At 48.6% G+C, this 12323-nt stretch carries 11 protein-coding genes; 8 read left to right on the forward strand and 3 right to left on the reverse strand.

Translation table 11 applies throughout. From position 1 onward, the window contains the following. Nucleotides 1-100: 100 nt before the first annotated feature. The 7 genes from O3C43_22160 to O3C43_22190 all read left to right on the forward strand — a co-directional run bounded on the left by O3C43_22160 (nucleotide 101) and on the right by O3C43_22190 (nucleotide 9270). Entirely contained in the window at nucleotides 101-694 is a 594-nt protein-coding gene (locus O3C43_22160) for a DJ-1/PfpI family protein (GenBank protein MDA1069197.1), read from the forward strand. Next, complete coding sequence (locus tag O3C43_22165; GenBank protein ID MDA1069198.1) at nucleotides 691-1611, forward strand: TIM barrel protein; 921 nt, start codon at nucleotides 691-693, stop codon at nucleotides 1609-1611. Before O3C43_22160 ends, O3C43_22165 begins: the two co-directional genes overlap by 4 nt. After that, complete coding sequence (locus O3C43_22170; protein MDA1069199.1) at nucleotides 1590-3692, forward strand: cytochrome c; 2103 nt, start codon at nucleotides 1590-1592, stop codon at nucleotides 3690-3692. The genes O3C43_22165 and O3C43_22170 overlap by 22 nt, the downstream gene beginning before the upstream one ends. Continuing rightward, the gene (locus O3C43_22175; GenBank protein MDA1069200.1) at nucleotides 3686-5179 is read left to right on the forward strand and encodes a hypothetical protein; all 1494 of its coding nucleotides are present in this window, start codon (nucleotides 3686-3688) and stop codon (nucleotides 5177-5179) included. Before O3C43_22170 ends, O3C43_22175 begins: the two co-directional genes overlap by 7 nt. Continuing rightward, a complete protein-coding gene (locus O3C43_22180) occupies nucleotides 5176-5919 on the forward strand; it encodes a phytanoyl-CoA dioxygenase family protein (protein ID MDA1069201.1) in 744 nt (247 codons plus the stop codon). The genes O3C43_22175 and O3C43_22180 overlap by 4 nt, the downstream gene beginning before the upstream one ends. Then, nucleotides 5916-7814 (forward strand): alkaline phosphatase D family protein, encoded by a 1899-nt coding sequence (locus O3C43_22185; protein MDA1069202.1) that lies wholly within the window; start codon nucleotides 5916-5918, stop codon nucleotides 7812-7814. Before O3C43_22180 ends, O3C43_22185 begins: the two co-directional genes overlap by 4 nt. Before the next feature lie 118 nt (nucleotides 7815-7932). After that, a complete protein-coding gene (locus tag O3C43_22190) occupies nucleotides 7933-9270 on the forward strand; it encodes a sulfatase-like hydrolase/transferase (GenBank protein MDA1069203.1) in 1338 nt (445 codons plus the stop codon). A gap of 32 nt (nucleotides 9271-9302) precedes the next feature. Here the strand turns inward: O3C43_22190 and O3C43_22195 are convergent, their stop codons facing one another. The 3 genes from O3C43_22195 to O3C43_22205 form a co-directional block, all read right to left on the reverse strand. Next, nucleotides 9303-9536, reverse strand: coding sequence for a hypothetical protein (locus tag O3C43_22195; protein ID MDA1069204.1), 234 nt, complete (start codon nucleotides 9534-9536; stop codon nucleotides 9303-9305). After that, nucleotides 9533-10924, reverse strand: a complete 1392-nt coding sequence (locus O3C43_22200; protein ID MDA1069205.1) for a pectate lyase — start codon at nucleotides 10922-10924, stop codon at nucleotides 9533-9535. The genes O3C43_22195 and O3C43_22200 overlap by 4 nt, the downstream gene beginning before the upstream one ends. Nucleotides 10925-11402: 478 nt before the next feature. After that, complete coding sequence (locus O3C43_22205) at nucleotides 11403-11849, reverse strand: hypothetical protein (protein ID MDA1069206.1); 447 nt, start codon at nucleotides 11847-11849, stop codon at nucleotides 11403-11405. Between the two features lie 188 nt (nucleotides 11850-12037). Between O3C43_22205 and O3C43_22210 the strand changes: the two genes are divergently transcribed. Further along, the coding region (locus tag O3C43_22210; protein MDA1069207.1) for a transposase at nucleotides 12038-12323 on the forward strand (286 nt) is incomplete at its 3' end.

Genomic DNA, 12323 nt, shown 5'->3' on the forward strand with positions numbered 1-12323 from the left:
GTTTTGCCCCCGGATTATTGACCCGCTTAATTACGCGGAAGATCCCGTTGCCTTGAACACCTGAGTAGTTACCATTTATTAAACCTTAATCAAAAGCCCCATGAAAGAATCCAAAGGAAAAGTTCTCATCGTTGTCGGAGACGCCACCGAAACTGTCGACACATTATACCCCTACTACCGTTTGATTGAAGCTGGATTTCAACCGGTTGTCATTGCTCCGGAGAAGCGGAAGTATCAGATGGTGCTGCACGAAGTAAAACCGGGATGGACTATCACCAAAGAGTGGGAAGGTTATTCCATCGATGCCGATCTGTCCTTCGCCGAGGTAAATGAAGAAGAGTATGTCGGCATTTTCTTTTCGGGGGGACGAGCCCCGGAGTACATCCGTTACGACGAGGATCTGGTGCGTATGACCAAGTATTTCTTTGCCCAAAACAAACCGATCGCCTCCGTTTGCCATGGCGTTGAAATTCCTGCCTATGCGGATTGTGTCCGTGGTCGTCGTATGGCAACGGTTCCCAAATGCCAGTTCGACCTTGAGGCATGTGGAGGTACATTCGTTAACGAAGGTTGCGTCATCGATGGTAACCTGATCTCTGGCCGAACCTACCACGATCACGGGTTCTACATGGGTGCCTGGCTTGAGCTGCTTGAAGCAGAAGCTAAATCCAGACTTGAGACGGCTGTGTCATGAACCGCCGAACTGCCTGTAAGACCCTGGGAATCGCTGCACTCGCTCCCAGTGTCCTTAGCTGCACACAATCTACCTTCAATCTACGTTACGTTCTCAACTCCGCCATGTATGGGGAAATGGCTTTGGCGGATATTCTTCCTGAAATTAAAAAAACAGGGGCTGAGTCCATTGACATCTGGCGGAAGGTTCACGGAAACCAGCGAGAACAGATCACCGAAATGGGCGACGCAGCATGCCAAGCCTTACTCGAAAAGCACGACGCTAAAATCAGCATGTCCACCTGCTATCCGCTCGGTCCAACAGGGCTTCAGGAAGAAATGGTCTGGCTGCAACAGTACGGCGGAAAAATTATCGTAACTGGATCTGGGAAATATCCCGATTCAGAACCTTCTGGTGCTGAGGCAAAAGCCCAGGTAAAAAAGATGCTGGAAGAATTGAAACCGCATGTCGCCAAAGCGGAGGAAACAGGCATCACTATCGCTTTGGAAAACCACATCAAGCAATGTCTCCATCATCCTGATTCGTTGCGCTATTTCGCTGAGTTTAACCAAAGCCCCAACCTGGGTATCGCCTTTGCCCCGCACCATCTACACGAATGGGAATCAGATATTCCAAATCTGATTCGCGACCTGGGAGACGCGAATATTCCATTCATGTATTTCCAGGAGCACTCGGCTGGCATATTTGAAAAACAACCGAAGGAAATTGAAATGCAGCAACTCCCCGGTTACGGAGGCGGCCTGGACTATCGGCTTATCGTGTCCGCTCTACGCGACATCCGTTACAGCGGGCTCGTTGAAATCTTTATGCACCCGGTTCCTCGTGGCATTCCAATTCTGCCAACGATCCCCGAAATTACTTCAGCTATCAACAAGTCACGAGATTACATCGTAGAATGCCTCGACGAAACGGCCTAAAAACAATTTTATTTTGGATTACTTGGTTGTTATCAACTTTGTTGTGCCAAGCCCAAAGCCATCCATTAGTCATCGGTTATGAGCGGTTCCATTCCAAAGAGCCATCATTAGAAGGTGGGCGTATACTGTTTAACGAGCTAGGTTGTGTAAACTGCCACGACCAACCAACGGGATTACCAGGTCGAAAGGGTCCGGACTTGCGAGGTCTCCTGCAGAGAAACAATTCCGATTGGGTGAAAGCGTTTCTAAAGGATCCTTCTAAAACAAAGCCAGGCACGGTCATGCCACAGCCGCATTTAAGGGCCGAAGAAATCGAAGCGGTCACGCATTACCTCGGATCATTAAAGCCAGCAAAGAAAACCCCCAAGGCCTTCAGATTCGTGAACGCAGAACGAGGCATGTCATTGTATCACGAGTTCGGATGCGTTGCTTGTCACGAGCCTTCCCCCGATTTCCATCCCGCAGGGGGCCAACCTGACGAGAGTGAATTCACCTATCCTCACATTCCATTGACGAATCTCTCGAAAAAATATGATTTTGATTCTCTCTCTGCATTTCTATACACACCCCATAACTTTTGGCCTCAGTCCAGAATGCCTAAGTTCAAACTGGATAAAGAAGACGGCGGGGATCTGACTGCTTTTCTCCTGGATCATCAAAATGGAGATTCTACCGAATATCCCTCGATTGCTAAATTTCAAACCCATGAAGACCTGGCTGAAATTGGTGGGGAAATTGTGGAGCTGCGAAATTGTAGTTCTTGTCACGATTCACTAAATAAGGAAGAACGACGAACAAACAAACTACTGCCCATCAATAAGCATTTTTCTGACATTTCGCAATCGGATGATCATCCAAGTTATAATCTTAGCGAAAACCAGATCCAATCCATCGATGAGTTTCTAAATGCTGCAATTTCCCAGGCACCAGTACTCACCAGCCTTCAGACATTGAATTGTCTGGCCTGTCATGATCGAAACGGCATTGGTGGACCAGACCTAGCGCGAAAAGTTTATTTCGCTGGAGATCATGACCTGGGGGACGTGGGCCGTTATCCACCGCCTCTCACAGACATCGGTCGCAAGCTTCAGCCAAAATGGCTCAACGAAGCACTAATCGGCAATAAGACTGTTCGAGCTTATCTAAAAACTCAAATGCCAGATTTTGGTGAATCAGTTACGACTCTAAGCAGAGAACTATCCAACGAAGATAAAATCTCCGATGAACCAAAATTACGTTCTGGATACAAGGAAGTAGGTCGCAAATTACTTGGCACTCAGGGTGGGCTCAATTGCATCAGTTGCCATGATTGGGGCGACCGAATTTCATTGGGAATTAGAGCACTAAATTTAGATAATATTAATGAAAGGCTACAGCCAGGATGGTTTTATGAATACCTGATAGATCCATCGAGTTACCGAACCAACACGCTGATGCCGTCCTTCTGGCCAAACGGCGAAGCATCCAACAACGAGGTGCTCGGAGGAAACACTTTGGCCCAAATTTCAGCGATCTACTCATTTGCCAATAATGGTAAGGGGATTCCTGAAGGGTTTCACAATGAGAATTCGACCCAATTCGAAATCAAACCTATAGAGCAGCCTGTGATCCAACGTACATTTTTGCAGGACGTTGGAACACATGCAATACTAGTAGGATTTCCGGATGGGATTCACCTCGCTATTGATGGAAAGTCTGGTCAACCAGCAGAAATGTGGAAGGGTCGGTTTTTTGATGCTTACAATACGTGGTTTTCTCGTTTTCCGGAGTTTGGAAAACCACAAGGGCACGACCTCGCCAAGTGGCCGGCCTCGAGTAGAAAGCCGCTCAGCCAATTCCAGGGTTACCGATTGGACAAGGAAGGCATTCCCGAATTCATATTAAAATTCAAAGAAGCGGAATTGATAGAGCGCTTTACACCTCACAAATTGGATTCGGGAGAAACTGGAATGCTCAGGGTTGTCCACTATTCCAGATTGGGTCAACTCGATGACAAAAGATTGAATCATCCACGAAAGATTAAAAGGACTGAAATAAACGACAACGACCCCATGACCCGAACATTTATTTACCAATGGTAACTCGCGTCATCATTTTCCTGACCCTATTATCCTGCGGGGTACTGGCCGAGGATTACTACAATCGTTTCGAAATACTTACTGCCAGCTCTCCAACGGCACCCCGAGCTAAGAATTGGCACCCCGGGGCTGGCATCCCACTGGAAGTCGGGGGGATGACTTGGACATCCGACGGTCGGTTGGCTGTCACAATTCGAAAAGGAGAGGTATGGTTCATCGACGGAGTCGGTGGAAATTCTCACGAGGACATAACCTACAAGAGGTTTGCTTCCGGCTTACACGAGCCTTTGGGGATCATCGAAGACGGAGACAGCTTCCTGGTTGCTCAGAGGACAGAGGTAACACGGCTTCGCGATTTAAGTGGAGACGATGTAGCCGATGAGTATTTAACCGCTGCTTCGGGTTGGAATGTATCGGGGGCATACCATGGTTATACTTATGGTCCAGAAAGAGATGGAGAGGGTCGGCTTTGGATCACAACCAACATTGATATGGGGGATCATACCGATAACGATGCAGCCTGGCGGGGATGGGCTCTCACCTTAAAACAGAATGGCTCTCTCTCACCACAGGCAGGTGGAATGCGCTCGCCATCAGGTATGGGCGTAAATCTTGAAGGTGATATGTTCTATTCCGATCAGCAAGGAACCTGGATGCCCACAACTCCAATCCACCATCTTAGAAAAGGAGTATTTTATGGCAACCCGGATGGCATGGCTTCACAGAAACTGCCAGGGTCCCCTATCCATATGGACCTGGAACTACCTGAGCAGATCCTTTATCCAGAAGCGCTGGGACAAATCCCGACATTGGTCCCACCAGCTGTCTGGCTGCCCTACAACAAAGTCGGCCGTAGCGCTACCGATATCCAGGTCATTGACCAGCAAGGTCGATTCGGACCCTTCGATGGACAACTGCTCATTGGGGAATTTACCAATGTGGAAGTGAACCGCGTTTTTTTGGAAAAAGTGGGAGGTGAATACCAGGGCGCCTGCTTTCGATTTCTCGACAAATTTCCATCGGCTGTCTTTCGACTCACTTTTGATCCCAAAGGAAACCTCTACGTAGGCATGACCAACCGGGGGTGGTCATCGCTTGGCAATCGAGCCTATGGACTCGTTCGCGTTCGGTGGAATGGAGACACTCCATTTGAAATCAAAGAAATGCGAGCCAAACACGATGGATTTGAGCTCGTGTTTACTGAGCCCGTTGATGCACGAACGGCATCCAGGACAAGCTCGTACCAAATGAACAATTACACTTATCTCTATTCTCATGCCTATGGATCTGATGAATGGGACGGAGAGGAAAATCGCATTAGAAAGGTAATTGTTAGCGATGACAAACTGTCGGTTCGATTGGTGGTGGACGGATTACGCGCACACTATGTTCATGAACTAAGTGCCCAAGGCGTTATGAACCAGACGGGAGAACCACTCGTTCATTCCGATGCATATTATACCCTAAATAGAATCCCCGAAAAACCATGATCACCGAAGACCAAAAACAACAGTATCAAAACGAAGGTTTTTTTATTCTTGAAAACGTGATTCCGGATGAACATCTGGAGATTCTCCGCAATGCTTGCGATTACTTGATTGATGCCATGCACAAAGAAATGGACCGACTGGGAACGGATCACATCCACATCAGTCACCGTGGAAAACGGTATCATATCGCCAAGCAGCACCAAGTGGCCCCAAGACTCTCTGAATTTGTATACAGCGATCTCATGGCCGACATTTGCCGAGCTACAATTGGAGAAAATGCGTTCCTGTTTTATGACCAGTATGTAGTCAAAGCAGCCGAAAAAGGAATGCCCTTCAGCTGGCATCAGGATTCCGGATACCTGGGCTTCTCCCACAAACCTTATGTTACCTGTTGGTGTGCCGTGGACGATGTCACGATCGAGAACGGTACGGTCTACGCCATGCCCTACTCAACTATCGGAATAAAATCGCTGGTCGAACACATCCGTGATCCAGAAACGGGTGACAAGGCCGGCTATTTTGGAAACGAACCCGGAGTGCCTGCTATTGTACCGGCTGGTAGCGTGGTAGTTTTGAGTTCATTGTGTTTTCATCGAAGCGGACGTAATACAACAGACAAAATGCGACGTGCCTACGTCACTCAATACTCTCCGGAAATCATCTGTAAACCGGGTGAATCTGATCCCTTCCACCTGGCGATTCCGTTTCTTAACAACGGCGAACAACTGATCCACCCATGAAACGTTTCATCTTAAAACTATTTCTTATTTCAGCCTTTGGTCTTCAGCCTTTTGGTTTGGCGTTCAGTCAAAACCTCAACTGGCCAGATCCGGTCGCCAACCACGTCGTCCCCTATCAGAGCCTGGGCATCACGCACGGCCCCCTGTTAGGTGGAGTCGGGTCCTCTTCAATCAAGGTCTGGATTCGCACACAAGAGGCTGCCGACTTTCAAGTGCTTGTAAGCGAGTCCTTGCCCTTTGAGGGAGCGTTGGCTACAACAGGAAAAACCAATCCGGAAAGTGACTTTACTGGCTGGGTTGAAGTAACGGGACTCAAACCTAACACACGCTACTACTATGCCGTGGTCGTACGTGGCGAGATTGTGGATACGCGAATGGAAGTTTCCCAACCCTGGCCATCGTTTCGTACCCTGCCCGATTCCACTAGTTACGGGCACGAATTCAATCCGGAAGGAAAATTCAATTTCTCATTTTCAGTGGGGGCCTGCCAGCGCCAGAGGTCGCCCAAAGACACTTACGGTGTCTACGGAAATCCTCCTGTGTTCAATACACTCTGGGAAAAGCACCGTGATCGTCTGGCCTTTCACATCATTAACGGGGACTATACCTACGAAGAAGTCATAAACGGGGAAAAGAGCGGTTTGGAAAATAATTATAAGCTCTATCTGGACCGGGGTCGATCATTCAACCGGTTCGTTCGAGATGTGCCGATATTTACCATGTTTAATGATCACGAAATGACTCACAATATTGATGGAGCCGGGGAGGTAGGCTTGGGTGATGGAAATTATCTGGTTCGCGATCCTGCGGTGGAAGTTTGGCAGTACTACGCTAATTGGGCGAACGACCAGCAACCTCAACGTGGACAAGTCCACTTCGGAAATGCCGACCTCAAAGCGGAGAGCAGCATTCTTTTCGATACAAAAGCCGATTTCACCAAACTCGATCTGGATCAGGTAAGCACCCTCCATATTGGCCCATTTTATATGGGAGGCTATAAACCGGATGTCGCCGAACGTGGAGGAAAAAATGCGGGAGTCTATAGAATTGAAAAGATTCTTGATAAGAACCGTATCGAGATTTCTCCTGCACTCAAAGAAACGAACACCGCACCCTACAGCATCGGCACACATCATTACTTTGATCGCTTGGTCGGCAACAGTCATTTCATTTTTATCGATACGCGCAGCGAACGAACCAAGTTCAGAGGAGCCGAAATGGCTTTCGAAAAAGAAAATTCCATTCTCGGTCCGAGCCAGAAAAAATGGTTCATCGAAACGGTCAAACAATCGCCAGCAGATTTCATTTTCGTCGTCTCCGGAGATCCGTGGGTTATTTATCATTCCGGCTATCATGTATGGGGAGCCGATACGGATACTAAAGGCGACGGATTCTGCGCTTACGTAAATGAACGCGAAGAATTGATTGAAATGATGGATGGCATTGAAAAACCCATCATGATTCTAACCGGTGATGTGCATCATCCCTTTGCCGTACAAATCACGGACAACGTCTGGGAGTTTCTTTGCAGCCCCATGAGCTCCGCCAATCATCCCATAGGCACGGCCGGCCTTCCACCTCTCGGCGGTTGGTTCGATAGCCAGGGCCGCAAAGTTAAAATTAAATGGGCCGGCGGATACCCTGACAACGTGCACTATTTACGTCAGCGCCATAGCATCTACACCGTGATTGATGTAAACAACATCGTCAAAGCCGGACGCAACGATGGTCCCGGGTATCAGTTTATTGCCTACGATGAACCACAAGTGGTTGTTCGTTTCCACGATGGTTATTCCGGAGACCTGCTTTACGCAGAGGGTATTTCCACATTGGACGCCAAGCCGGAAGGTGAAGCGTTTCCCAAGATCAACCGTTTCGGACATTGGAATGAGTAGGATGAGATTTTTTATCAGAGCTTGGACTTCAAACTGTAGGAGGGGCTTTACGCCCCGATTTTCACGTGTGTACGGATCGGGGCGTAAAGTCCCTCCTACAGTTTTTCTTCTGCTTCTCTTGTTTTCTCAGCAATTCGCAGGAGCACGTTCGCCTAACATCGTCTACATCATCTCCGACGATCAGACTTACACCGACTTCGGTTTTATGGGTCACCCGGTCGTGCAGACTCCGAATATCGATCGCCTTTCCGAACAATCGGCGTTGTTCCCAAATGGCTATGTAACCAGCAGCGTGTGCCGACCTTCGTTGGTGACTCTACTTACCGGGCTCTATCCCTTTCAACACGGAGTCCATTTCAACCACCCACCCCCCGGCTTCCCCGGCCTAACGCAGGATCCGGAATTAACCAAAGCCGAGTTTGACGCCCTGCGCGACAAAGCCTGCGACCTCATTCGCAACACGCCCTCGCTTCCACGGATATTGGCCGAACATGGCTACCGTAGTTTTCAAACCGGCAAGTATTGGGAAGGTCATTGGCGCAATGCCGGCTTTACCGAGGGCATGACGATCGCCGAACCTTCGACCGCGCTCAATGGCAATAAGACGATCGCCAATGGTGATGTGGTTGCTCACGGCAATGGCGACGCTGGCCTGGCCATCGGAAGAGAGACCATGGAGCCCATTTACGATTTCATCGACGATTGCGGCAAGGACCAGCCCTTCATGGTCTGGTATGCTCCCTTTCTACCTCATGTTCCTCACGACTCCCCGGAGCAGTTTTATGAGCCTTATAAAAACAAGGGTATCCCGGAACACAAAATTCCCTACTATGCCTGTATCAGCTGGTTCGATGAAACGGTGGGTCAACTGATCAAAGCCATCGAGGATCGAGGATTAGCAGAAAACACTCTTTTCGTATTCGTTGTCGACAATGGTTTCGAACCGGATCCCAAGAATCCAAGGAACTACACCAAAACCAGCAAACGCTCCCCCTTCGAACCCGGCCTTCGAACACCCATCATGCTGCGTTGGGACGCCGTCCTCTCACCCTCAAGACACAATAGCCCCGTTAGCAGCATCGACCTTTTCCCCACCATCCTGGAAGCAGCCGGTGTAAACGAAGATTTCAACACTCCTGGTATCAGTCTTTTACCAGTAGCCAAGGGCAAAACCAATCTCGATCCGGATCGCGCCGTCTTCGGCGGCATCTACTCCGGCGACGCCAGCGTCCTCGGCAATCCAGCCGCCGACATCGCCTACCGTTGGGTCCACCAAGGAGACTACAAACTTATTGTTCCTAGCTCGTCCGATGCCTGGGGCGACTACCTGACAGAACCTAGCCTTTTCGAAGTAGTCACCGATCCACTCGAGGAAAAAGACCTGTCACGTATTTCTGAATACCAGAATAAATTCGCTATGCTACACACCTTACTTGACGAATGGTGGCACCCCTGAGTTTCTTAGAAAAGCCTGATTGGAAACTGGCTTTAACTTGTTATTCCCCGATGCTTGCGTTGGGGTCGGTGACTGAAGAGAAAGTTTGAAATCTTGGAGATCGCCAGCAAGCTGGCTCCTACATTTTGACATGCGAAAGTTGCTGTAGGAGTGACCTTGGTCGCGAATCGAATACCAAGGATGTCAGCTGGATTCTTGCGAGCATAAGAGAAAAGAACTTGTTCTTCTATTTCAGATATCCCGATGCTTGCGTCGGCGAGTTTCATTTATTTTGGGACCCGGCAACCAAGCTGTTGAGGTAAACTTCAAGATTAGTGTAATCGGCATTCAATTCATAGTGATTTCGGTCTGCAGCATTCTTTGGATTCAAACCGTTATTCACTTCCCAATCATCGGGTATTCCATCCAGGTCAACATCAGCGGGTGCAACAGTTGATCGGTAATCCGGCCACCCTCCAACATCAACAGGTGTATCGATATGACCTAGACGACCATAAGTACTCTTACCTGCTTTGACTTCATCGATGATGCGTTTATCGATGACATCCCGCACTTTGGATGCGCCGGCGCTTGCCAGCACAAAAGCATAGGCAGCTTCAGCAGTTTGCTCTGTTATACGTGGGAAATCAAAAGCAACTACGGCTCTGCTTTTTTCTTCACCGGCCCCACTTTTAAAATCGATGCCTCCGTCCCAGTTGTCAGCCGTAATGGCCGGAAATCCATGAACATAATTCCCTTCTGCAAATAGAGACGTTTCATATTTTTGAGAATCCTCCGGGCTGTTGTTCCCACCTGCCTCAATGTCGCCGTCATCCAATTCAAATATCCTACCCCTGACCTTGTTGGAGGTCCCTGGTCCTGCTCTGTAATAATTGTTGGCCCAGTTGATATAGGATGCCGTTCCGTCGTAACAACTATTGAATCCCCAGTTAAAAATGACGTTATTTCTGAAATCGACTTCGCAATGCCTGCGACCTGTAACCTTCGGATTACGACTGGTATGGTGTGCAAACAGGTTATGATGGTAGGTCTGCCTCAGTGATCCGATAATCCCTCCATAACCATGGTCACCTTTGTTGTGAATAGATTGGTTCAGGCTTTCCGTAACCATGCACCATTGAACCGTCAGCAAATCAACCTTCGAGGATTGAGCAGAAAGCGTCTCATCGACTGACCAGCTTGCCGAGCAGTGGTCGAGGATAATATTTCTCCCACTAGTGACCGAAATCGCATCAGACACCTGCCCGGCGCTGTCTCCCAATCGTGACCGAATATAGCGCACAATCACATGGTCAGCCAGAATTTCAAACGTGTAGTCTCGAAAACAAATCCCATCCCCAGGTGCAGTTTGACCGGCAATGGTCAGATAGTCCTTATCCACTTTCAATCTGGACTGGAGCTGAATGATTCCCGACACGGCGAACACTATCGTCCTGGGTCCGTTTGCCGATCGAATACCCTCTCGCAGAGATCCGGAGCCCGAGTCATTTACATTGGTCACGATATAGACATCACCCTCGCGACCGCCTTTTGCATAAGCGGCAAAGCCTTCCGCTCCAGGAAATGCAACAGGTTCTCCCCAAACCAATTGGGGATACCAGGCGCTCCAAAAAACTGACCCTAAAAACAATAATATTTTTAAAACCCTGTACATATTATTTTGATGAGCAAAGGACCGCATCGGTAATGTCCGCTTACAACTACTTCACCTCGATTGAATCCATTTCGCAACAGGGAAAATAGTTAATTGAATGATTGGTGGAGTCTGTAAGGACTAACAAGTCCTGGAAAAGTAGAGGAGTGTTATTTTGAAAGATGTTAGCAATTGAAAGAAAATATCGAAAACACAAGTCCTTCGAGGCGGAGTAGGAAGCTACTTTCCTACAATTAAGTTTCATATCTGTCTTGTAGGAGTGCAGCTTGCTGCCGATAGAGTGAACTTTAGACGCCTACTCTCGAAAAGATAACTCCGAGAGGTCGACATTCACTTTAATTGAAATCACACCAAAACAAGGCAGCATTGACTTCAAGGGGGTTGTTCGATTAAAAAAAGTCCTCAAGATTGCGCGCTTACCTACTGCTCAAAAATCATCAAATCCAGTTAATTATGGTTCCGGTTCTTACTCCCTCACCTACTTGTTGCGACGTATCCCTTGAGTGCAATCGGAGGCCTTCTCGATCCGCTCACATTCGACATCGGCAACAGCCCAGGTCTGGGCCGAATGATAGTATCTAACGCTACTGTCAAAGACGTATTCTTCTTTCGCGTGGGTAGCCACGGATCCGTCGACCTCAACGCCAGCACGCTTACTGCCAATGGGGTCCAAGTCACTGCAGGTGGGATCATGCGCCTCAACAACGGGACCGTCCACATTACGGATCAGGCAGTTGATGTAAACGGCATTGTCTGCGGGACCGGCACGTTCAACTTTGCCCAGTCCAACATCGGCATTGGCAAGATCAACGTTGGTACCGGCAAGGTCTGTCCCGGTACAATAGACATCATTGGCGACTATCAGCAGTCGGCCTTGGGCACGCTGGAAATTGAAATCGCGGGACCTACTCCGGATTCGGAGCATGACGTATTGCAGGTGACCGGAGACGTGACCCTAGCCCAGAATAAAGGGTCAATCCAATACTTAATACTCTTGCCCTCACTTAGTGCATAGATACTCTCCTTGTCTGATGGCCAGAGCCCAGAATAAAGGGTCAATCCAATACTTAATACTCTTGCCCTCACTTAGTGCATAGATACTCTCCTTGTCTGATGGCCAGGAAAGTTAGATTTGAGCAAGCGGGTGGGTTCTACCACGTGATCAACCGAGGCAATTATCGTAGTTGGGTGTTCGAGACCGAAGGATCCAGGAAATCCTTCGAGAAGACGCTTCTTGAAGCTTGCAAACGTTCTGGGTGGATACTGCATGCCTATTGCGTAATGGGTAACCACTACCATCTTGCTGTGGAGACTCCCGAGCCCAATCTGAGTGAGGGATGCGTTGGCTGCAAAGCGTCTTCGCTATGCGTTTCAATCGTTATCGTAAAGAGAACGGACA

This window comes from Verrucomicrobiota bacterium, assembly GCA_027622555.1.
GTDB lineage: Bacteria > Verrucomicrobiota > Verrucomicrobiia > Opitutales > UBA2995 > UBA2995.